The sequence below is a fragment of the Pseudomonas sp. ML2-2023-6 genome (assembly GCF_037055265.1).
Taxonomy (GTDB): domain Bacteria; phylum Pseudomonadota; class Gammaproteobacteria; order Pseudomonadales; family Pseudomonadaceae; genus Aquipseudomonas; species Aquipseudomonas kulmbachensis.
Window position 1 is genome coordinate 4,163,337 of record NZ_CP146347.1, and the last position, 21,844, is coordinate 4,185,180.

Genomic DNA, 21,844 nt, shown 5'->3' on the forward strand with positions numbered 1-21,844 from the left:
CAGCTTGGGTAAAATCAGCTGGACGCAAAGTGTGGAGGCTCGGAACGATGGCGCTCGGCGCGATAGAGTCGACGTACCATCTGGTATTCATCGTCGATTTTAATCACCAGCTCCTGGATGCCGACCAGTTGTTTCTTTTGCGCACGCTCTTCGAGCTGGCCGCACAAATGCGCCAATCGAATGGCACCCATATTGCTGCTGCTGCCTTTAAAGCTGTGGGCAACCAGTGTCAGGTCGCCTGCTTCGCGGGTGCTGTGCAATTGGCCAATACGCTCTTCGGAGTCCGAGAGAAAGGTGTCCAGCAGGTCCGCAAACCCTCCTTCCATCACGTCTCGCAACGCACTTACCACTTTTGGATCCATATGGATATCAGACACTTGTTCACTCCTTGATCAAGAATGGGCGGATTATGCCAGACCCCCCCATGAAAACTCTACGGTCGCACTGCGACCATCGGGTGCCCAACGCGCTGCAGGGCACAGTTGCCGTACCAAACTCACCCCACGCCCCGACAGACGGTCTAGATCAAGTGGTCTGGCCAGCACTTTGGCAACGTCAAAGCCCGCGCCACTGTCCTCGACCTGGACCAGCAAGCGACCACTATCCCCAATCGGCTCGACCTGCAACGACACCCGCACAAACCCGCTTTTGAGAGTCGCCAAACGCTCCTTGCGCTGCTGATAATAATTCGCGAACCCCTCTGTATCGCGCTTTAGCCGAGAGTCGAGGCCCAGCACTCCATGTTCCAGCGCGTTGCTGTAAAGCTCGGATAAAACGGCATGGATTACCGCACCTTGAGCCCGCAACCCGTGAACCTCCATCATCAATTGCAGTAAATAAGGCAGAGGGTTGAACTGTCGCAGGGTTGGTGCCCGAAACTCGAAACTGGACGACCAGTCCAGCGGGCTGCATTGGCCGCTGTCGGAGTAGACGATAGCCGGCACACCGAAAGGCTGTGGTAATTGCGAGGTGATCTGCACCATGCTCACATCATCGCGGGCAAGGCCCTGAAAATCACGCAAGGCCTGTTCGACCTCGGCAATCAATTGCAGCGGATGCCGATTGGCATCCAGCACCCGCTCCAGCCGCTCAACCCCGAACAACTGCTGATCCGGCCCACAGGTATCAATTACCCCGTCAGTCAATAAAAACACCTGATCCCCAGGCAGCATCGGCAATACCTGAGCGGCATGATCAAACACCTCGGCACGCAACACCCCCAGTGGCAGATGCTGCGAGGTCAATGCCATGCGCTGCCCGTCGGATTGCAGATAGCCATCGGGCATGCCGCCATTCCAGACCTCGACACAGCGGCGCTGGGCACTGACGCACAGCAAGGCGGCGCAGCAGAACATGTCCACCGGCAGGATGCGTTTGAGCTTGGAATTCATCTCCCGCAGGATTTCCGCCAGCCCGTAGCCCTTGGCCGTCATGCTGTAGAACACTTCAGCCAGGGGCATGGCACCAATAGCCGCGGGCAAGCCGTGGCCGGTAAAGTCGGCTAGCAGTAGATGGGTATCGCCTGACGGCGTATAGGCGGCCAGTAGCAAATCGCCGTTAAACAAGGCATAGGGCGATTGCAGATAGCGGATATTAGGCGCATCCAGACAGCCCGAGTGCGCTACTCGGTCAAATACCGCCTTGGCCACCCGCTGCTCATTGAGCAGGTAGTCGTTGTGCTCGGCGATCAGGTCGCGCTGTTGCAAAACCGTCTGTTGCAGATGCCACAGACGCTCCATTGGGCTGCTCAATTGATATCGAACAACTGGTCGAAGTTGGATGTGCCCAGAATTTTGCGCACATCCGGATTGCTGTTGACCACCCGGATATCAGACTCATCACCGCCCGCATATTCACGCAGCAACAACAACATGCCCAACGCCGAACTGTCGAGGTAGGTCGCCTCTTTCAAGTCCACTACCACGCAGGCGGGCCGGGGATTCAGCTCCTCATAAGCGTCACGAAATTCCTGATGTTTGGCGAAGTCGAACCGCCCCTTGATCGCAATTGTCAGCTTACGGCCATCTGCGGAGATTTCAGATGTCACTGCCATATGGATACTCCCGTGGTTGACCCAGCAACTATAGACGGTCTTGCGAACGAAAATGTGTAACCTCGTGCCTCGACAGCGGCTACAGATACTTCACCGAGGGAGCGAGCCTGCTCGCGAAGAACATTCGCGAGCAGGCTCGCTCCCACAGGGGGCCTTAGTCTGGCTCAGTAAACTTCTTTACGCGGCAAGCGCTGGGACAGTTCGTCCATCAATTTCTGTTCACGCTTGTCTTCCAGCTGGCGGGCTTCGTCGGCGTAGCGCTGGACCAGTTTGCGCAGGCCCTCGACCCGGGCATAAGCGGCTTGCCAGGTCTCGCGGGCTTTATCGAGGTTGTTCTGATGCCACACCAGGCTCTGGCGCTGCTGGCCAACGGCAGTTTCCAGCTGGCCTAGAAAGTATTGATAGTTGCGCAACCATTGGCCCGACACGCCCTGGCTGCCACGATCAACCCATTGCGCCTGGTATTCGCCACGGTAGTTTTCCAGATCCCCAAGCTTGCTGTTGGCCAGGTTGACCTGCCCTTGAAAGTGACCCAAGCGCTGGGCTGCAGCCTTTTCGGTCTTTTCGGCCATATCGACCACTGGCGCCAGGCGCGCCGCCCTTCCATCACCAGCCATGATCGATTAACCGCCCGCTGCCGGCGCAAAGATGCTGCCCAGATGGCCGCCACTTTCGGCCAGGCTGATGTTGTCGTTCAGCCCTTGGCGCAGGTACGCCACCATCGCCGGTTGCAGGGAGATTGCGGTGTCGGTTTCGCGGTCGCCGCCCGGCACGTAGGCACCGACGCTGATCAAGTCCCGCGCCTGCTGGAAGCGCGACCACAGCTGTTTGAACTGCTGCGCCCGGCGCATGTGCTCTGCCGTCACCACCGACGGCATCACCCGGCTGATGGACGCTTCAATGTCGATGGCCGGGTAGTGCCCTTCTTCGGCCAAGCGCCGGGACAAGACGATATGGCCGTCGAGTACGCCTCGCGCCGAGTCGGCAATCGGATCCTGCTGGTCATCGCCTTCGGACAACACGGTATAAAACGCGGTAATCGAACCACCACCCGCCTCGGCATTACCGGCACGCTCCACCAGCTTGGGCAGCTTGGCAAATACCGAAGGCGGATAGCCCTTGGTCGCAGGCGGCTCGCCAATGGCCAAGGCGATTTCCCGCTGGGCCTGGGCGAAGCGGGTCAGGGAGTCCATCAGCAACAGGACGTTCTTGCCCTTGTCGCGAAAATATTCGGCAATCCGCGTGCAATACATGGCCGCACGCAACCGCATCAATGGCGCGTCATCGGCGGGCGACGCCACGACCACCGAGCGCTTGAGCCCTTCGGTACCAAGGATGTGCTCGATAAACTCCTTTACCTCACGGCCCCGCTCACCGATCAGACCGACCACGATAATGTCGGCCTCGGTAAAGCGGGTCATCATCCCCAACAGCACACTCTTGCCCACCCCTGTACCGGCAAACAGGCCCAAACGCTGGCCGCGCCCGACCGTCAACAAACCGTTGATGCTACGAATACCCACGTCCAGCGGCACGCTGATCGGATCGCGCTTGAGCGGGTTGATCGCGGGACCGTCCATTGGCACCCAGTCTTCGGCCTTCATCGGGCCTTTGCCGTCCAGCGCGCGCCCGGCGCCATCCAGCACCCGCCCGAGCATGCTCATGCCCATGGGCAAGCGGCCATTATCGGCCAGCGGCACCACCCGGGCGCCGGGGGCAATTCCGGCCACACTGCCCACGGGCATCAGGAAAATTTTGCCGCCGGAAAAGCCCATGACCTCGGCTTCGACTTCCACCGGGTGAAAGCTGTCGTCATTGATCACCAGGCAACGGCTGCCCATGGCAGCACGCAAGCCTTCAGCTTCAAGAGTCAGGCCGACCATGCGCAGCAAGCGCCCCTCGACCACTGGCTGCACGGGCAACGACACGGCCGGGGCATAGGTGCTCAGGCGCTTGGCAAAGCTGGTGCGCTTAAGGTGCATCGAGGTCGATTTCAATATCAGGCGCCGCCGGGTGCAGCGCCTGTTCGTGGAGTTGGTCAAACAACTGGCTCATGGCCTGCTTGACCCGAGTTTCGATGCTGGCATCGATCCGGCTGTGTTCGGTTTCAATGCGGCAGCCGCCGGGTTGCAAGCTGTCGTCTTCGACAATCCGCCAGTGCTCGTCATGGCGCTCGCGCAAGGCCTTGATCTGATCGAAATCCTGCGGATTGATAAACAGCCGGATATTTTCGGCGCCCATCGGCAGCAGCTTCAGGCCTTCACGCAGCACTTTTTCGATCTGAGTGGAGTCGGTTTTCAGTTCGCGCTGTATCACTTGTCGGGTCATATGTTCGACCAGCCCGACCATGGCTTTTTCCAGCTGTTGATCCTGCTCGGCAAGTGGCGCCAACAGGCTGCTCATCAAGCGCTCCAGGCTGGCGACCTTGGCGTTCAGAGCCACTTCTGCTTCCTGGCGGACCTTGAGCTGAGTGCTGTGAAAACCTTCTTTTTCACCAGTGGCGAAGCCTTCGTTGTAGGCCTCCTGACGAATGCTTTCCAACTCTTCGAGGGTCAATGGCTGGACTTCATCCAGCGGCACTTCTTCCATCTCGACCGGCAGCTCTTCGACCGGCTCGGGTTCAGGCGCTTCGGGTTCGCGCCACGGGTCAAAGCTGGGCAGCCCCCATACATCGAAGGCGCCAACATCCTTGGCGCGGATCACATCACCGGGAGACTCGCCGCTGCTCACTTAGATCATCTCTTCGCCGCCCTTCCCGCCGAGAACAATTTCTCCGGCTTCGGCCATACGGCGGGCGATGGTGAGAATTTCCTTCTGCGCGGTTTCGACATCGCTGACGCGTACCGGCCCCTTGGCTTCCAGATCGTCGCGCAGCAGCTCGGCAGCACGTTTGGACATGTTCTTGAAAATCTTTTCCTGCACGTTCTCGTCGGAGCCCTTGAGCGCCAGCACCAGCACGTCCGAAGATACCTCGCGCAGCAGCGCCTGAATGCCCCGGTCGTCAACGTCGGCCAAATTATTGAAGACAAACATCAGGTCTTCGATCTGCCCGGACAGGTCTTCGTCGATATCGCGAATCGAGTCCATCAGTTGCGACTCCATCGAACTGTCGAGGAAGTTCATGATATCGGCCGCCCGCTTCACGCCGCCCAGAGAGGTGCGGGCCGCATTGGAGTTGCCGGAGAACTGCTTCTCGAGGATCTGGTTCAGCTCCTTGAGCGCCGCCGGTTGCACGGTGTTGAGCGACGAGACCCGCAGGATGATATCCAAACGCGCCTTTTGATCAAAGTGACCGAGCACTTCGCCCGCCTGATCCGGGTCAAGGTAGGCCACCACAATGGCCTGGATCTGCGGGTGCTCGAAGCGGATCACGTCGGCCACAGCCCGCGGTTCCATCCACTTCAAGCTGTCCAGGCCGCTGGTGTTGCCGCCCAGCAGAATACGGTCGATCAGACCATTGGCCTTGTCTTCGCCAAGGGCCGAGGTGAGCATTTTGCGGATGTAGCTGTCCGACCCGACGCCAAGGCTGGTCTGGTCGCCGACAATTTCGACGAACTCGCTCATCACCTGCTCGACCTGCTCACGGTGTACGTTGCGCATTTGCGCCATCGCCACACCGACCCGCTGAACCTCCTTGGGGCCCATATGCCGCAAAACTTGGGCCGCGTCGGTTTCGCCAAGCGACAGCAGCAAAATTGCCGCCTTGTCGACCCGGCTCAGTTTGGCGGCGGCGGCACGGTTATCACTCATCGGCATTGATCCACTCTTTTACTACCTGGGCTACACGGCCCGGATCTTCAGCGACCAGACTCTTGATTGCATTCAACTGGGCGTCATAGCCTTCGCTCGGGCTTGGCAACAGGATGCTTTGCGGGCCGCCGAGGCTGACACGGTCGTTACCCAACTCGCCATCCAGACCGCCCATACCGCCCATTTCGGCATCGCTGCCAATACCTGCCGTTTGCTTGTTGCGGCCATGGCCGGTGATGTTGTTGAGCACCGGGCGCAACACACCAAACACCAGCACCAGAATAAACAGCACGCCCAGTACTTGTTTGACCACATCCCAGAACCAGGGCTGCGAATAGAACGGAATATCGGCAATCACTTCAGCACGCTCGGTGGAGAACGGCACGTTGATCACACTGACGCTGTCGCCGCGACTGGCATCAAAGCCCACCGCGTCCTGTACCAAGCGGGTAAAGCGCGCCAGCTGATCGGTGCTCCACGGCACCTGGGTGACTTCACCGTTGGCCGGGTTGACGCTGAGCTTGTCGTCGATCACCACCGCCACCGATAGGCGATTGACCCTGCCCTGCTGCTGCTTGGTGTGGCTGATGGAGCGGTCCAACTCAAAGTTGCGGGTCGATTGCGAGCGCTTGTCGGCCGGGTACGGGGCCAGCATCGGCTGACCGGTGCCCGGGTCCATGATTTGCTGGCCGTTGGCATCGAGTAACGGCTGACCCGGCTGGATCATGCCCGTGGCGCCAGCGCCCCGACCGGCTTGCTGCGGGGCTGTGGCCGGGCTCGGCGGCTGGTTGCTCAAGGCTCCGGGCACCCCTTGCGGGCCGTTGCTGGCAGTACGCTGCTCGCTGGTCGATTGCTCGCTGCGCAGGGCCGGTTGATCGGGGTTGAACTGCTCGGAGGTGGACTCGACTGCACTGAAATCCACATCGGCCGACACTTCGGCCTTGTAGCGGTCATTACCCAGCACCGGCTGCAGAATGTTGTGCACACGCTGGGTCAGCATGCCTTCCATACGGCGGCTGTAATCGAACTGCTTGCCAGCCATGGTCAATTCGGAATTTTCGCCCTGATCCGAGAGCAGGTTGCCTTTTTGGTCGACGACGGTGATCTGCGACTTGCTCAACTCCGGCACGCTGGTGGCCACCAGATTGACAATCGCCAGTACCTGGCCAGGCTCCAGCGAGCGGCCTGCATACAGCTCAACCAGTACCGAAGCGCTGGGCCTGCGCTCATCGCGCACAAACACCGAGCTTTTAGGGATGGCCAAGTGAACCCTGGCGCCCTTGACGTTATTGAGGCTGGAAATGGTGCGCGCCAGTTCGCCTTCCAGACCACGGCGATAGCGCGTGGCTTCCATAAACTGGCTGGTACCCAGGCCCTGGTCCTTGTCGAGAATCTCAAAACCGATATTGCCATCAGTCGGCTTGACGCCTGCGGCGGCGAGCTTGAGCCGCGCACGGGAGATGTCATCGGCCTTGACCAGCAAGGCACCCGAGTTGGGTTCAACGGTGTAGGTAATATCTGCAGCGGCCAGGGTTTCCATGACCTGCTTGGCATCCATACCGGCCAGGCTGCCATACAGCGGCCGGTAATCGGGCTGCTGCGACCACAACACCACGGCAAAACCAATCGCCACGCTCGCCGCCAGGCCGACCATCAGGCCGACCTGACGCAGCATGGTCATATCAGCCAGATTATCGAGGAAGGACAGGCCAAACAGCGACGACTTGCCGCCTGAGCCTGCTGGGGCCGGAACGTTATCCGGGAGTGCATCTGCCATGACTTTATATCGCCCTTAAACCGGCATCTGCATGATGTCTTGGTACGCCTGAACCAGCTTGTTACGCACTTGGGTCAAGGCCTGGAAAGAAACGCTGGCCTTCTGGGAAGCAATCATCACGTCAGTCAGATCGACGCCACTCTTGCCGATTTCGAACGCATTCGACAACTGGCTCGACGCCTGCTGGGTTTCGCTGACCTTGTTGATCGCATTGCCGAGCATGTCGGAGAAGCTGCTGGCACCCGCTTCGGGAGCGGCCTGCACAGCCGATTTCGGCTGAGCCATGGCGTCCATCTGCATGGCCCGCATGTCCAACATCAATCGATTAAATTCAATACCTTGGCTCATGGACAACTGCCTCCGACGACCCGCAATTTTTTGACACTTTCACAGCGCATACCGAGGTGTAGCAACAAGAGTGCCAGCTCTTTGTCGTTCTATAACAATTAACGTTACAAAACGTCGCAGGTAAAGAGTCACTCAACTATGTGGGAGCGAGCCTGCTCGCGAAGGCATCACCATATGCAACTGATAAACCGCTGCGCCTGCATCGCGAGCAGGCTCGCTCCCACAAAAAAGGGCCGACCTGTCAGCTCGATGCAAACAGATAGGCCTCAACATCCATCCCCGCATCGCGCATCTGCGCCAGCTTGTAGCGCAGGGTACGCGGGCTGATACCCAGCCGCTCGGAGGCTTCCTTGCGGCGGCCGCGCTCGGCCCGCAGGGTGTCGATGATCATCTGAAACTCTCGGCGGCGCAGGTCGTCGCCCAATCCGCCGGGCGATTCCGGCATTTCAACCGCTAACGGCGGCAATGGCGCGCAGGCCACAGGCCCGGCCAGGCAAAAATCTGCCGCCTCGATCAATCCGCGCTGCTGCAGGATCAACGCACGTTGAATGGCGTTATCCAACTCACGCACATTGCCAGGCCACGAGTAAGTACTCAGGCACGCCTTGGCATCCGCGGAAAACCCCACCGCCGTGTGCTTCATTTTGCTGATGTATTTAGCCAGCAAGCGCTCGGCCAGCGGCAGGATATCGGCAGTGCGCTCGCGCAAAGGGCGCCAGGCCAGCGGAAACACCGAAAGACGGTAGTACAAATCTTCCCTGAAGCGCCCCGCCGCCACTTCGCCCGCCAGATCGCGGTTGGTGGTCGCTACCACGCGGATATCCAGCACGATCGGCTTGCGCCCGCCAACCCGCTCCACTTCACGCTCTTGCAACACGCGCAGCAATTTGGCCTGCAGACCCAGCGGCATTTCGGAAATTTCGTCGAGCAGCAAGGTGCCGCCATCCGCCTGCTCGAACTTGCCCGCCTGGGCTGCAATGGCGCCAGTAAACGAGCCTTTTTCATGACCGAACAACGTGGCTTCAAGCATGTTGTCGGGGATGGCTGCGCAGTTGATCGCCACAAACGGCTGATTGACCCGATGGGAGTGCTGGTGGATATAGCGCGCCAGCACCTCTTTACCGGTGCCCGACTCGCCCGAGATCAGCACCGTTGCGTCACTGCGGGCCACCCTTGCTGCCAGCTCCAGCAGTTGCGCGCTGGCCGGCTCCACCGCCACCGGACCTTCAGTGTCCGCCACCCCAAGACTGCCCAGGGCATGGCGGGCCACCAGATCGAGCAGGGCCTTGGGCTCAAACGGCTTGACCAGATAGTCCACCGCGCCCTGACGCATTGCATCCACGGCACGCTCCACGGCGCCGTGAGCCGTCATCAGCAACACCGGCAATTGCGGCTGACTGCTGCGCAGGCGGGCAAGCAGTTGATGGCCATCCATGCCCGGCATGTTGACATCGCTGATCACCAGGCTGAATGACTCCAGGGCGACTGCCCCCAGCGCTTCCTCGCCCGAACTGACGGCCCGAAACCCATGCCCGGCCAACAACAAAGTGTCCGCCAAGGCCTCGCGCAATGCATGGTCGTCCTCGACCAGCAGCACGTTAATTCGCATCACCATCAGTTTGCCTCCGCCACACCGGGAATCAGCGGCAAACAGAGCAAGGCGCAGGTGCCACGCCCCAGCCGCGAACGTAATTGCAACTGACCCTGATGCGCTCGCACCACGGCATTGACCACCGCCAGCCCAAGGCCGGTGCCGGTGGCTTTGGTGGTAAAAAACGGCTCACCCAAGCGCGCCAGAACCTTGGGCTCAATACCACTGCCGCTGTCACTGACACACAACCGCAGACTGTTGTCACGACGGTACAAGTGGACTTTGAGCCGCACCTGCGCGGCACCGGTTTGCAGGGCGTTTTCGATCAAGTTCAGCAGCGCACCGACCAAGGTGTCGCGATTACACAGCAACTGCCCTGTATAGGCGTCGCACTGCCAGCGTATTTCGACGCCCTGGACATGGGTTTGCGCTGCGGCCTGCAGGGTTTGCATCAGGACTTTGGGAGTAACCCGGTCGGTCAGCGGCAGTTCGCCACGGGCAAACACCAGCATGTCACGCACCTGATGTTCAAGCTCGTGCAGACGCTCCTTGAGACGCCCGGCAAAGCGCTGCTGGGTTTCTACCGGCAGTGCCTGCTCGGTCAAGTGACTGGCGTAAATCAGCGCGGCCGAAAGCGGCGTACGAATCTGGTGAGCCAGGGAAGCAACCATCCGCCCCAGCGAAGACAGGCGTTCATGGCGGGCAAGCTGGTCTTGCAGGCGCCGGGTTTCTGTCAGGTCGTTGAGCAACACCAGTTGCCCCGGCTCCGCGTCCAATGAACGGGTAGCAATCGACAGTCGCCGACCGTCCTTCAAAGAGACTTCGTGACCATCGTCTTCACGGGGTGCAAAGCAGCGGGCAATCACATGGCGCCACAACTCGCCTTCCAGCGGCAGCCCCAGCAGCTCGCAGGCCGCAGGGTTGGCCTCGCGCACCCGGCCGCGATCATCAATCACGATGACCCCGCCGGGCAGCAGATCAAGGAGGTTTTGCAGGCGATTGGCCAGCCGCTCTTTTTCCGCCAGCTCGGCCATGCGCTGCGCGCTGACCACGGCCAACTCGCCCGCAAGCTCAGAGACACGAGCTTCGAGCAGGCTGTAGGGATCAGGGACAGAGGACAGTTGGATGGCGGCTTGAGACATGCTGCGTTCTCGCTTGGCTGACCGTCATAAAACGGTTCGTTACACCAAGCGAAGCAATACCCGTGCCTGATACGGGCGCATTGCAAATGTAGCCGCTGCAGAGATACTTCAAGCGTGGGAGCGAGCCTGCTTGCGAAGATCATTCGCGAGCAGGCTCGCTCCCACTGGGGTTTGACCTGGAACAGAGTATCTACAGAGCTGCAACGTCAATCGTCTGACTGCTCTTCGCCTTCGCGACGGCTCATGCCGTACTTGCGCATTTTTTCGACCAGGGTGGTACGGCGAATCCGCAGGCGCTCCGCAGCACGGGCGACGATGCCATTGGCGTCGTCGAGTGCCTGCTGAATCAAGCCCTGCTCCAGCCCGCCCAGGTAGTCCTTGAGGTCCAGACCTTCGGGCGGCAGCATCGCATTGGCACTGGCGACAAAATCGGTGGTGGCGTTGTTGATCGCCACGCGCTCTTCCATATCGCTGCGCAGGCTGTCGACCAGTTGCTCGTCTTCGTCATCCACGTAGCGGAATTTTTTCGGCAGCTCAACAACGCCAATCACCCCGTACGGATGCATGATTGCCATGCGCTCGACCAGGTTGGCCAGCTCGCGAACGTTGCCCGGCCAGCCGTGACGGCACAGCGACATGATCGCAGCGGAATTGAAGCGGATCGAACCGCGTTTTTCGTGCTCCATGCGCGAAATCAGCTCGTTCATCAGCAACGGAATATCTTCGACCCGCTCACGCAGCGGCGCCATTTCAATCGGGAATACGTTGAGGCGGTAGTACAGGTCTTCGCGGAAGGCGCCGACTTCAATCATGCTTTCGAGGTTTTTGTGCGTGGCGGCGATAATGCGCACGTCAGCACTCTGCGTCTTGTTACTGCCCACACGCTCGAAGGTGCGCTCCTGCAACACGCGCAGCAGCTTGACCTGCATCGGCAGCGGCATGTCGCCGATTTCATCGAGGAACAGCGTGCCGCCATTGGCCAGCTCAAAACGCCCGGCGCGGCTAGTGATAGCACCCGTGAAAGCGCCCTTCTCATGCCCGAACAGTTCGCTTTCAAGCAGCTCGGCAGGAATTGCCCCACAGTTGACCGGCACAAACGGCGCATCACGGCGCTTGGAGTGGTAATGCAGATTACGTGCGACCACTTCCTTGCCGGTCCCGGACTCGCCAAGGATCAGCACGCTGGCATCGGTATCGGCCACTTGCTGCATCATCTGACGCACATGCTGAATCGCCCGACTGGTACCGACCAGGCTGCGGAACAGGTTGGGTTCACGATGACGGCCGCGCTCGCGGGCCTGATCGTACATCTCGCGATAGACCTGGGCACGGTGCAGGGAATCAAGCAATTTGCTGTAGCTGGGCGGCATTTCGAGGCTGGATAACACCCGGCGGCGCTGGTCTTCAGGCAGGTCGACCGAAGAAACTTCACCTAAAAGCATGATCGGCAGGAACTCATCCCACACAGCCAGTGTCTTAAGTAAACCTGAAGGCCCACCGGGGGCACTCACCGTGCCTACAAGTACGCAGAGTACTTCGCGGCTGGACGACAAGGAACTGACGGCCTGCTCCCACTCGTGGCTAGGGCTGGCCAAATTTTCTTCGCCAAGAAAATTCAGAATCACCGCCAGGTCGCGGCGGCGGACGCTATCGTCATCGATCAGCAGAATTTTGGTTTCACGCCACATGCAATAGCAACTTCCCTAGTCAACTCAATGCCCCGGATGGCAGGACATATGTAGACGCCCTAACCCTGTTGGATATCTAAGACGACTGAAAACAGAATAACGCGCTAGTTAAGTCAAAAAGCTGTGCATAGTCAAATTTATGGCGGTTTAAAACGCGATTAACCACATCTTCTTTAAGCCTTAACCGAACAGATGGTAAACCTTTGACGCATTTTTTGCTTGATTGATCTGCCCCATCTGCTCAACAACCGACTGACGTTCATCGGTTGCCGCCTCCAGCAACATGCGATACACCACCAACAGCCCTTCCAGATTTTCGCGCAACACGGCTTCATCCAGCGGCGCTTCGTCCAGCACATTCTCGACACACACCCGGCAGGCCGAGTCCAACTCGCCGATGGCATCCCAATTGCGCTCGGCCAGAGCATCAATCAGCGCTTCGCGGGTTTCCTGAATTCGTTGCAGTTGGCTCATGACGCACTCCTCGGGCTTATTGCGGGGCAATGGCATCCCAACCACTTTTTACAGTGATCAGCAGGCGAGCCACTTCATCGATGATTTCAGGGTCGTTCTTGGCATTGGCCTGGGTCAAACGCACCGTCATGAATTCATACAGGCTGTCCAGCTGCTGCAGCGCTTCCTTGTCATCGGTCTTGTCTTCATCCAGGCCCTGACGCAGGCCGGTGATGATGTCGATGGCCTTGGTGATCAACATGGCCTTCTGCGGGATATCCCCACGGCTCATCGCGCCTTTGGCCTGGGCCATACGATCCAGACCGCCTTCCATCAGCATTTGAATCAAGCGATGGGGGCTGGCTTCGGAGATTTGAGCGTGGGAATTAACCTTCTGGTACTGACGAAGGGCGCGCATCGGGTTCATGTTTCTACCTCATTACGGTGACAGGCAAAAGTGACTGGTTATTGATTTTTATATCGACTGAGCGGCCAAAAGCTTTAGCCGTGAGGCCGGGCGAAATCAGTTGGATTTAGGGTTATTCAAGGAATTGAGCGTGGTCATGATGCTGGAGCTGCTGGCGTTGATTTTGGCGATCAGGGTATCCATGGCGGTGTACTTGGAAGTCAGCGAAGTTTTCATGCTTTCCATGCGCCGATCCAGATCCGCCTGCTGAGTCGTCAAGTCCGTCAGCTTGGTATTCAAATCGGTAACGCGACTGGCCAACAGCCCTGTAGTACCCACGTAGCTATCCGTTGCCTTGGTCATGCGTGCTACCAGACCGGTATCACCGGTAAATACCTTGGCAATTTCACTGGCACCATTGGGTGTCGCCACTGCGGTGTCCCACTTCTTGTCATCCAGCGTCAACAGCCCGGTTTTCTGATCGGTGCTGATGCCCATCTGGGACAAGTTGCCCATGCTCGACGAGCCGGAGTTTTGCAGCAGTTCGTTACGAATGCCGTTGACCAGTTGGCGCATCGACGCATCGCCGGTCAACGCGCCCGAGGTGGTGGTTGCCGCGTCACCGGTGGCCGTGACCTTGGTTTGCGTATTGATGCTGGTCAGCAGCGCGTTGTAGGCGCTGACAAACGACTGCACCGAGGTTTTCAGGGTGGCCGTGTTGGACGCCACGGTGATGGTGGACGCCTTGGTATCAATCAACTCCAGGGTCACACCGCTGATGGCTGAAGTGACCTTGTTGCTCGACGACTCCATGGCGATGCCATCGATGGTGTATTCGGCATTCACCGGCGCTTTACCGGCGTCAAACCCGGTCGACAGCTCCGAGTCACCGCTAATGGTGATATCGGTGCCCTTGCCCGTGGTCTGCGAGCCGATCACCAGTCGCGAACCATTGGCATCGGTCAAAACGTTGGCACTGATGCCTTTGGACTGCAGCTGCGTGTTGATTGCTTCACGGGTCTGCTGCAGGGTTGCGCCCGCCGGGATCGAGACGTTGTAGTTATCACCGGATTGGGAGATGGTCAGTGTCGTAGGCTCTGTGCCCGAGTTAACGACCGAAGAAGTGCCGCCCTCAAATACCTTGCTGGTGATTTTTGACGATGTAGCCAGCTTGGTAACGTCCAGCGCATAGGTACCGCTGGAGGCTTTGTCATCAATGGTGACTTTGGAAATCTTTTCGTCAGACGACGTAGCGGCCAAGCCATTGAAACTGGAAACGCTGTTGAGCTTGGCAATGGCTGCGCGATAAGTTTCAAGCGAGCCTTTTACCGTGCCCACAGCGGACAACTGAATGGTGGTGTCTTTTTGTTGCGCGGTAATCTGGCTTTGCTTGGGTGCTTTTTCAGCATCCACCAAGGCTTTCACAATTCCGATGGTGTCAAAACCCGAACCGACACCGGTAATCGTTGAACTGGCCATCTGTTTTCTCCTTGTCCGGTGGCTGCCGCTTTATTGGCGAGCAGAGCCAAGGCAGCAGACAGCTTCACAATTCGTGCCACCTTCAAGTACCAAAAGCTGAAAAAACAAAAGGGCACGTAAACGCGCCCTTTTGTTCTCAACCAAGCGCTGAAGTTACTGAAGCAGCTTCATTACAGCGGATGGCAGCTGGTTAGCCTGGGACAGGATCGCAGTAGCGGCCTGTTGCAGGGTTTGTTGCTTGGTCAGTTCTGCAGCTTCCGATGCGAAGTCAGTGTCCTGTACGCGACCACGTGCAGCAGTGGAGTTCTCGGAGATGCTTTGCAGGTTGGATACGGTGCTGTCAAAACGGTTTTGCACGGCGCCCAGTGCGGAACGCTGGGTATCGATCTGCTGGATGGCGCCAGTCAGCGCCTGGATGGTTTGTTGAGCGCCTTCGGCAGTCAATACGCTCAGGTCGGAGACGGTTGATTCGAGGGTGTTGGCCGTAGTCTTACCATCACTCAGACCCAATGAAGTCAAACCGCTGCCTGCGCTGCCATCAGTGATAATGATGTCTTTGGTGGAGAATAGCTTCAGCGTGTTATCAGCGTTTTTGCTGGCGGTTACGCCGGTGCTTGCGCTGTTAATAGTCGACACCACATTGTCCATGGAATCGCCTTTTTTGAACTTAACCTCAACCCCGTTCAAGGATATCGAAGTATCAGAAGTCAACTTAGGTTGCGTGCTGCCTGCGGACAAGCCAAGGGAGTCTAGAGCACCTTTACCGGCAGCACTTTCGGGATTGGAAAGGTTAATGGGCTTGCCAGCCGCGGAAGTCAAGATAAGACGACCGTCTTTTTCGCTAGCTGTGACGCCCGTAGAGGTAGTCGCAGCATTGATTTCAGCGAGCAGACTACCGGTAGCACCCGTCAGCGGCTTACCAGCAGTCAATGATATTTTCGAGCCGTTGATATTAATTTCTGCATTAGCAGTCAAACCAGCTTTTGGAGTAAGCGCTGTAGTGCCCACACCCGATCCAGCGGCATTATCAGCTATAACACTAAAAGCCTTTGCAGATGAGAACTCAAGCACGCCAGCATTTACCTTGGCGGTGACACCAGTAGTAGCGGACTGGGCATTGATTTTTGCAGCGGTACTATCTGCTGTATCTGCAGTAGTCAACGCAATATCTGTATCTACATCTGCGCCGGCAGTGCCCGTAGGAGTAGTAAAGGTCAGTGTCTGAGCAGCGCCTGGCGTGGCGAATGCAGTTCCAGCTTTAACTTTAAAAGTATCTAAATCAACTACACCTCCAGTTACTCCCGCAACCATAGTACTTGCCGTAGCTGCCACGTTCGCTTCACTGAAAGACCCTTTCAAACCAGTAGCACTGATATCGCTCATACCAAACGAAATAGTCTGGTTGGCATCAGCACCGACCTGGAAAGCCTGGTTCTGGAACGAACCGTCCAGCAAGTTACGACCACCGAAGGTGGTGGTAGACGAAATACGGGTCAGTTCACCGACTTTCGCTGTGAATTCTTGCTGCAGGGACGCACGGTCATCAGCGCTTTTATCACCGTTCGCGGACTGCAGGGCCAGTTCACGCAGACGTTGCAGAATGTTGGTCGACTCTTGCATCGCGCCTTCAGCAGTCTGTGCAATCGACGAGCCGTTGTTGGCGTTGGCGATGGCAACGGTCATGCCTTTAACCTGAGAGGTCAGACGGTTGGCGATCTGCATGCCGGCAGCGTCGTCTTTGGCGCTGTTGATTTTCAGGCCGGAAGACAGACGGGTCATCGAGGTGCTCAACGAGTCGCCGGCTTTGTTCAGGTTCTTCTGAACGGTCTGGGACGTGACGTTAGTGTTTACTGATAAAGCCATGACGAAATCCTCATTGGATGAATACTGCGGCTTCCGGCCCTGGCAACCGCCGGGTGTGGCCTAGAGAACCTTCGTAATAGTTATCGTCGTCAAAGCAGGTTGCTTGAGGGTTTTTTTGCTTTTATTTACTGGCTGGGGGCCATCCCTTGTATTTCAGGGGGTTAGCGGGGGATGACCTGCCGGGTATCCCCCAGTGTGGGAGCGGGCTTGCTCGCGATTCGGGCGACGCGGTATTCCAGGGAAACCGGGTTGATGCCCTCGCGAGCAAGCCCGCTCCCACAGATGCCATCACCCCATATCAGAAAGCAAAACGCCCGTGGCTTTTTAGGCCACGGGCGTTTTGTATTTCAGGGTGAAGCTTAAGGGCGATAGATGATCGCCGAGCCCCACGACAGGCCCACGCCAAAACCGCTCAGCGCTACGCGCTTCCAGCTGGCTTCCATCACGTGTTTTTCCAGCAGCAGCGGGATGCTCGACGACACGGTGTTACCCGTCTCGACCATGTCCTTGATGAACTTCTCAGGCTCGCCTTCAAAACGGCGGGCCACGGCGTCAACAATCGCCGCGCTGCCCTGGTGGATGCAGAAGGCGTCGATGTCCTTGGAGGTCAGCTCAGACTCTTCCAGCAACTCGTTCAAGTGCGCAGGCACTTTGAGCAGCGCGAAGTTGAACACCTGGCGGCCGTTCATAAAGAACACGCCATCGCTGACTTTCAGGTGCGGGGCACCGGAGCCGTCGGTGCCGAATTTGGCCTTGCCCAGCTGCCAGGGAGCGTCTTCGCCCATCCAGGTAGCGGTAGCGGCGTCGCCGAAGAGCATGGTGGTGTTGCGGTCTTCGGGATCAACGATTTTCGAATACGGGTCGGCAGTGATCAACAGGCCGTTTTTCAGGCCAGTGGCTTCCATAAAACCTTTCATCGCGTAGATGCCGTAGACATAACCCGAGCAACCCAGGGAAATATCAAAGGCAGCCACGTTGGTCGGCAGACCGAGCTTGTCCTGAACGATGGCGGCCGTGTGCGGCAGGCCTTCGGCATCGCCGTTTTGGGTAACGACGATCAGCGCGTCGATGGATTCGCGCTTGAGCTGCGGATTGTTGGCGAACAGCGCGTTGACCGCTTCGACACACAGATCCGAGGTTTCCTGGTCAGCATCTTTGCGCGGCAGAAAAGCCGAACCTATCTTGCCCAGAATAAATTCTTCGTCCTTGGAGAATTTCGCGCCTTGCGCGTAGTTGTCTACACCGCTTGCTGGCACGTAACTGGCGATGCTTTTAATGCCAATCATTGTGGCTTCCCAATACTAAATAGCTGGAGATCACCCGCTCGCACAATCGAGGGGTGCTGACAATAAAAGGGCTTAAACGCGCAGGAATGCGGCGAATATGGGTGCATAAAAATAGACAAAACAGCCTGAAAAAGGCCCTGCACCCGCCCGTACGTTTCATACGATACAGTGAAGATGCCCGTTATGACTCATAGGTCACGCTATTTTGTGAGGTTTTATACAAAACATTTCAGGCAAGACGCAGATTGAAGGTCTGTAGCCGCTGTCGAGGAACGAGGCTGCGATGTGGTCCGCAGGGCCACCACAGGGCCGCTACGCAGCCCATCGCAGCCTCGCTCCGCTCCTCAGCGGCTACAGAGCCAGTTCTCTGCATGGCTGTTTAAAGCTGGTTAAACAGGCTTAGCTGGGAGATTTTGACAAACGCCAGTTGCGAGGCTTCGAGCATGGCTTTCTGGAACGCCAGTTCGATGGAGGCCCCCGCCATGTCGGTGTTGCCGATGGCCGCGGTGGTGGAGTCGTTGGCCAGGCCCAGGCTGATATTTTCGTCGGCCTGGATGTCCACCGCCTTTAAACGCGCACCAATCGAGCCACGGGCGCTGTCGACCCCCACACTGGCGTTTTTCAGGTTGCCGATCGCCGCGTTGATCGCGTCCTTTTGCGTTTGCTGGACCAACGGGTCCTTGTCGCTGGGGATCACCAGCGCCTTACGCAGCTGGCTGATGGTATCCAGCGCGTTCTGGCTCTGGTGGTTGTTGCGGTTGATCGCGAACTGGTCGCCCACTGCAGGCGTACCGGCAAAGTCAAACGTGATCCCGAGCACCTCATCGCCAACCTTGCCCTGGGCAATCGACTTGCTGTCGGCGCTCAGTGGCTGGGCATAGACCTCGTACTCGGTGGCGCTGGTGAATTTGATTACCGCGCCATTGCTCGGAAAGCTGTCACCGTAGGCCTTGGGGTCGGTCACCGTGGAGCCGGTGATTTGCGCGGTCGAGGTGTTGCTCGGCGTGCGCGAAGCGTTGAAGGTGTCCGCCTTGGCTTCCAGGGTAAAGGTACGCCCCGCCACTGCCGCGTCCCGCTCTGCCTCGGGAATGTCCTTGAGGTTGGGGCTGATGTCGAACGACACGCCGTGCAGGCTGAAGCTCTGTGAGCCGTCCTTGGTCGGGTCGAACGCGCCATTGCCCGCAACCTGCGAGGTCAGGTCATTGCCCTTGCTATCGGTCAAGGTGTACTGAGTGCTGCTGGTGAATGTCAGCGTGTAAGGCTGGCCTTCGGCAAAGCTCTTGTTGAACACCGGGCTTGAAGTCACCAAACCGGCAGACACCGAGAGTTTGCCATCGTTGACCGAAGGCACACCCGCGGCGTCCAGTACCGGGACGAAAGTCGCCTGGGTGCGCCCGGTATTGGTCGCGCCTTCCATGATGCTCCTGGCCGTATCGCTGCTGGCCAGGGTCAGGGTGTCGGAGACTTTCAGGTTGAGCTGGGTGTCGTCACCCTGATAGGTATAAGTGCCATCGTTGTTACGGGTGTAGGGCGGCGTGTCGCTTTTAGAGCCCGAGAACATGTAGTTGCCCGCGGTATCCTTGCTGTTGAGCAGGCTGAACACCTGATCTTCAATGCTACCCAGCTCATTGGCGATGGCCATGCGGTCGGCGTCGCTTTTGCCGCTGCCCGCCCCCAGAGCCAATTCACCGGCCTTCTGCAACGCGGTGTTGATGCTGTCGAGCACCGCTTCCTGAGCGCCCAACGAGGCCTTGATGCTGTTCATATTGGCGGAGTACTGGCCCAACATGTCTTTTTGCTGTTGCAGTTGCAGCAAGCGCGCTGCGCCCACCGGGTCATCCGCAGCAGTCTGAATTCGCACGCCGGAATCGATCTGGCCCTGGGTCTTGATCACCGACGAGAAGTTGTTCTGGTAGGTGGCGCTGGTCGATTCAAAAAACTGCGAGGTAGAAATACGCATCGTCGCGGGCTCCCTTAAAGACTGTTGATCAGCGTGCTGAAGGTTGCTTGCGCCGCTTTGATGATCTGCGACGAGGCTGTGTAGTACTGCTGGAACTTGACCAGATTGGACGCTTCTTCATCCAGGTTGACCTGGGACACCGAGTTGCGCACTTCCTTGGCATAAGCCAACGCCGCGCCGTTGGCGGTGCCGTCGACAGCGGCCTGGCTGGCCTTGCCGCCGACCTTGGAAACCAGCTGGCTGTAGGAGGTGCCCATGCTGACGCCGCCGGTGCCGTCCTTGCCTACACCCACAGTGGCTTTGGTTTGCAGGCCCAGCAGCTCATTGGCGTTGCGGTTATCGGCCTTGCCGTCCTTGTTGAACTTGATATCAAAACTGTCGCCCTTGCCCGGCGAACCGCTGATAACCGTGTCAAAACCTACCTGAGTGGTGGTGCCGTCAGCATTAGTGACTGGCACATTGATCGTGACCTTGTTGTCCTGGCCCGGCACGATGCTACCTGCGCCTATTTCCTTGCCTGCTTCGTTCAGTACCCGGTAGCTCTGTGTACCGTCGGCTGCGGCCTCGTCAAATGCGATGCGCACCGGCATCGCGCCTTCGATATCACTTTGCGCCTTGCCCAGATTGACCCCGCCATAAATATCCAGCGCCGACGACAGGCTCAAGCCGCCCACCGCGCCAGTACCGCTGTTGGAGCTGCCCGCCCCGGCCACCAGTGGTCCGGCAAACGCCAACTTATTGGCATCGCTCATTTGCACGCCGATATTGCTCGCGCCGCTGCGGGTGGGGCTGACCTTGAATGCGTCGCCAGCGGTCATGGGCCCGCCCTTGAGGTCCAGGGTGAAGCCGTCGATCACTTTGGCCGGGGTTGCCGCGCTGTCGAACGAGCCCATATCGGTGCCATCCGAGCGCTTGACCGAATACTCGGTCGCGCTGGTAAACGTCACCTGATAGTCGTAGGCCGTCAGGGCGCCGCTGTCGGCGATGCTGACATTGAAGTTACCCGCGCCAATATTGCCGGTCGCCGCCTGGCTGCGCTGGGTAATGACCTTGTCACTGTTGATGCTGTTGAACATCGACGAACCGAATTCGCCGTTTGCATCCAACCCCTGCCCCAGCTGTTTGTTGATCGCATCGGCGACCACAATCGCGGTGCGCCCCAGATCGTTCATCGCCGGGGCCAGCACATCGTCGCGATAGCGCAGCAGGCCGCCGATCTTGCCGCCACTGAGCACCGAGCTCACATCGGAGCTCGACTGCTGGTAATTGATCTGGATGCTGTACTGGCTTTTATCGACCTTGCCCGGCACCGCCGACAGGGTATTGGAGGTGGTGCCCTGCACCAGCGCCTGACCGGTGCCCAGGGTGATGTCGTAAACGTTGTCGTGTTCCTGAACGCTCACTCCGACCAATTCGTTAAGGGTGCGTACGGCTTCGTTGCGCGCATCCAGCAGGTTGTTTGGCGTGTTGCCGGCGGTAGTCGCCTGGGCAATCTGCTTGTTCAGTGAGGCAATGGTGGCCGTGTGCTGGTTGACCATCGAGGTCAGGGTGTCCAACTGGCTGTTGATGCCTTCGTTCTGCTGGTTCAGCTGGGACGAGATCGAGTTGAAACGGTTGCTCAGGGTTTGTGCGCTGGTCAGCAGCAGCTGGCGTGCCGACACATCACCGGGCGCGCTGGCAGAGGTTTGCAGCGAACTGAAGAAGCTGCTGAGCGCGGCCGAAACACCGGTATTTTTATCCGACAGCAGTTTGTCGACCGTGCCGATCTGATCGAGATAGGCCTGGGCATCGCCATTGAGCGAAGTGGTGGTTTGCAACTGGGCGTCGAGGTAGGAGTTGTACACCCGGCGCACGTCAGCCAGGGTGGTGCCGGTGCCGATAAACACCCCGCCCACTTGCTGCGAAGCGCCACTGCCCTGGACGATTTGCTGACGCGAATAGCCCGAGGTATTGGCGTTGGCAATGTTATTGCCGACCGTCGCCAATGCGCCCTGGCTGGCGTTCAGCCCCGACATCCCGATGTTGATCAAACTCGCCATGGTTCAAAC

General features: G+C 58.5%; 19 protein-coding genes. All 19 read right to left on the reverse strand.

Translation table 11 applies throughout. The features are described from left to right. Positions 1 to 14: 14 nt before the first annotated feature. Positions 15 to 377, reverse strand: coding sequence for an Hpt domain-containing protein (locus V6L79_RS19405; protein WP_261738971.1), 363 nt, complete (start codon positions 375 to 377; stop codon positions 15 to 17). A 30-nt stretch (positions 378 to 407) separates the two neighbouring features. Then, a complete protein-coding gene (locus V6L79_RS19410) occupies positions 408 to 1,739 on the reverse strand; it encodes an ATP-binding SpoIIE family protein phosphatase (protein ID WP_338579363.1) in 1,332 nt (443 codons plus the stop codon). 8 nt (positions 1,740 to 1,747) lie between these two features. Then, positions 1,748 to 2,053 (reverse strand): STAS domain-containing protein, encoded by a 306-nt coding sequence (locus V6L79_RS19415; RefSeq protein WP_261738973.1) that lies wholly within the window; start codon positions 2,051 to 2,053, stop codon positions 1,748 to 1,750. A gap of 164 nt (positions 2,054 to 2,217) precedes the next feature. Next, entirely contained in the window at positions 2,218 to 2,670 is a 453-nt protein-coding gene (fliJ, locus tag V6L79_RS19420; protein WP_321833949.1) for a flagellar export protein FliJ, read from the reverse strand. A gap of 6 nt (positions 2,671 to 2,676) precedes the next feature. Continuing rightward, the gene (gene fliI / locus V6L79_RS19425; protein WP_261738975.1) at positions 2,677 to 4,035 is read right to left on the reverse strand and encodes a flagellar protein export ATPase FliI; all 1,359 of its coding nucleotides are present in this window, start codon (positions 4,033 to 4,035) and stop codon (positions 2,677 to 2,679) included. Then, positions 4,025 to 4,783, reverse strand: coding sequence for a flagellar assembly protein FliH (fliH, locus tag V6L79_RS19430; RefSeq protein ID WP_261738976.1), 759 nt, complete (start codon positions 4,781 to 4,783; stop codon positions 4,025 to 4,027). The genes fliI and fliH overlap by 11 nt, the downstream gene beginning before the upstream one ends. Then, positions 4,784 to 5,803 (reverse strand): flagellar motor switch protein FliG, encoded by a 1,020-nt coding sequence (gene fliG, locus V6L79_RS19435; protein ID WP_261738977.1) that lies wholly within the window; start codon positions 5,801 to 5,803, stop codon positions 4,784 to 4,786. It abuts the gene before it with no gap. Continuing rightward, entirely contained in the window at positions 5,796 to 7,580 is a 1,785-nt protein-coding gene (fliF, locus tag V6L79_RS19440; RefSeq protein WP_261738978.1) for a flagellar basal-body MS-ring/collar protein FliF, read from the reverse strand. The genes fliG and fliF overlap by 8 nt, the downstream gene beginning before the upstream one ends. A 15-nt stretch (positions 7,581 to 7,595) precedes the next feature. Then, on the reverse strand, positions 7,596 to 7,928 hold the full coding sequence (gene fliE / locus V6L79_RS19445) for a flagellar hook-basal body complex protein FliE (RefSeq protein WP_016781577.1): 333 nt from the start codon (positions 7,926 to 7,928) through the stop codon (positions 7,596 to 7,598). 241 nt (positions 7,929 to 8,169) lie between these two features. Continuing rightward, positions 8,170 to 9,537, reverse strand: coding sequence for a sigma-54 dependent transcriptional regulator (locus tag V6L79_RS19450; RefSeq protein ID WP_338580335.1), 1,368 nt, complete (start codon positions 9,535 to 9,537; stop codon positions 8,170 to 8,172). Positions 9,538 to 9,542: 5 nt separating this feature from the next. Further along, positions 9,543 to 10,661, reverse strand: coding sequence for a PAS domain-containing sensor histidine kinase (locus tag V6L79_RS19455; RefSeq protein WP_261738979.1), 1,119 nt, complete (start codon positions 10,659 to 10,661; stop codon positions 9,543 to 9,545). 206 nt (positions 10,662 to 10,867) lie between these two features. Further along, a complete protein-coding gene (locus V6L79_RS19460) occupies positions 10,868 to 12,349 on the reverse strand; it encodes a sigma-54 dependent transcriptional regulator (RefSeq protein ID WP_261738980.1) in 1,482 nt (493 codons plus the stop codon). A gap of 180 nt (positions 12,350 to 12,529) precedes the next feature. Continuing rightward, the gene (locus V6L79_RS19465) at positions 12,530 to 12,823 is read right to left on the reverse strand and encodes a flagellar protein FliT (RefSeq protein WP_261738981.1); all 294 of its coding nucleotides are present in this window, start codon (positions 12,821 to 12,823) and stop codon (positions 12,530 to 12,532) included. Between the two features lie 16 nt (positions 12,824 to 12,839). Continuing rightward, positions 12,840 to 13,229 (reverse strand): flagellar export chaperone FliS, encoded by a 390-nt coding sequence (gene fliS / locus V6L79_RS19470; RefSeq protein WP_046809730.1) that lies wholly within the window; start codon positions 13,227 to 13,229, stop codon positions 12,840 to 12,842. A 96-nt stretch (positions 13,230 to 13,325) separates the two neighbouring features. Next, on the reverse strand, positions 13,326 to 14,687 hold the full coding sequence (fliD, locus tag V6L79_RS19475) for a flagellar filament capping protein FliD (protein ID WP_338579364.1): 1,362 nt from the start codon (positions 14,685 to 14,687) through the stop codon (positions 13,326 to 13,328). A 153-nt stretch (positions 14,688 to 14,840) separates the two neighbouring features. Continuing rightward, positions 14,841 to 16,550 carry a flagellin gene (locus V6L79_RS19480; protein ID WP_338579365.1) on the reverse strand — a complete coding sequence of 570 codons (1,710 nt, stop codon included), beginning with the start codon at positions 16,548 to 16,550 and terminating at the stop codon, positions 14,841 to 14,843. A 359-nt stretch (positions 16,551 to 16,909) separates the two neighbouring features. Then, positions 16,910 to 17,836 (reverse strand): ketoacyl-ACP synthase III, encoded by a 927-nt coding sequence (locus V6L79_RS19485; RefSeq protein WP_261738985.1) that lies wholly within the window; start codon positions 17,834 to 17,836, stop codon positions 16,910 to 16,912. 379 nt (positions 17,837 to 18,215) lie between these two features. After that, on the reverse strand, positions 18,216 to 19,796 hold the full coding sequence (locus tag V6L79_RS19490; protein ID WP_338579366.1) for a flagellar hook-associated protein 3: 1,581 nt from the start codon (positions 19,794 to 19,796) through the stop codon (positions 18,216 to 18,218). Positions 19,797 to 19,810: 14 nt separating this feature from the next. Next, entirely contained in the window at positions 19,811 to 21,835 is a 2,025-nt protein-coding gene (gene flgK / locus V6L79_RS19495) for a flagellar hook-associated protein FlgK (protein WP_338579367.1), read from the reverse strand. Between the last annotated feature and the right edge of the window lie 9 nt (positions 21,836 to 21,844).

What these genes read in the sequence shown, in the direction of transcription:
- V6L79_RS19465 (WP_261738981.1), bottom strand. Translation starts at nt 12,823, where the DNA reads ATGAGCCAACTGCAACGAATTCAGGAAACCCGCGAAGCGCTGATTGAT.
- fliF (WP_261738978.1), bottom strand. Translation starts at nt 7,580, where the DNA reads ATGGCAGATGCACTCCCGGATAACGTTCCGGCCCCAGCAGGCTCAGGC.
- V6L79_RS19450 (WP_338580335.1), bottom strand. Translation starts at nt 9,537, where the DNA reads ATGCGAATTAACGTGCTGCTGGTCGAGGACGACCATGCATTGCGCGAG.
- V6L79_RS19455 (WP_261738979.1), bottom strand. Translation starts at nt 10,661, where the DNA reads ATGTCTCAAGCCGCCATCCAACTGTCCTCTGTCCCTGATCCCTACAGC.
- fliG (WP_261738977.1), bottom strand. Translation starts at nt 5,803, where the DNA reads ATGAGTGATAACCGTGCCGCCGCCGCCAAACTGAGCCGGGTCGACAAG.
- V6L79_RS19460 (WP_261738980.1), bottom strand. Translation starts at nt 12,349, where the DNA reads ATGTGGCGTGAAACCAAAATTCTGCTGATCGATGACGATAGCGTCCGC.
- V6L79_RS19480 (WP_338579365.1), bottom strand. Translation starts at nt 16,550, where the DNA reads ATGGCTTTATCAGTAAACACTAACGTCACGTCCCAGACCGTTCAGAAG.
- V6L79_RS19415 (WP_261738973.1), bottom strand. Translation starts at nt 2,053, where the DNA reads ATGGCAGTGACATCTGAAATCTCCGCAGATGGCCGTAAGCTGACAATT.
- fliE (WP_016781577.1), bottom strand. Translation starts at nt 7,928, where the DNA reads ATGAGCCAAGGTATTGAATTTAATCGATTGATGTTGGACATGCGGGCC.
- fliS (WP_046809730.1), bottom strand. Translation starts at nt 13,229, where the DNA reads ATGAACCCGATGCGCGCCCTTCGTCAGTACCAGAAGGTTAATTCCCAC.
- V6L79_RS19410 (WP_338579363.1), bottom strand. Translation starts at nt 1,739, where the DNA reads ATGGAGCGTCTGTGGCATCTGCAACAGACGGTTTTGCAACAGCGCGAC.
- flgK (WP_338579367.1), bottom strand. Translation starts at nt 21,835, where the DNA reads ATGGCGAGTTTGATCAACATCGGGATGTCGGGGCTGAACGCCAGCCAG.
- V6L79_RS19485 (WP_261738985.1), bottom strand. Translation starts at nt 17,836, where the DNA reads ATGATTGGCATTAAAAGCATCGCCAGTTACGTGCCAGCAAGCGGTGTA.
- fliI (WP_261738975.1), bottom strand. Translation starts at nt 4,035, where the DNA reads ATGCACCTTAAGCGCACCAGCTTTGCCAAGCGCCTGAGCACCTATGCC.
- fliJ (WP_321833949.1), bottom strand. Translation starts at nt 2,670, where the DNA reads ATGGCTGGTGATGGAAGGGCGGCGCGCCTGGCGCCAGTGGTCGATATG.
- fliD (WP_338579364.1), bottom strand. Translation starts at nt 14,687, where the DNA reads ATGGCCAGTTCAACGATTACCGGTGTCGGTTCGGGTTTTGACACCATC.
- V6L79_RS19490 (WP_338579366.1), bottom strand. Translation starts at nt 19,796, where the DNA reads ATGCGTATTTCTACCTCGCAGTTTTTTGAATCGACCAGCGCCACCTAC.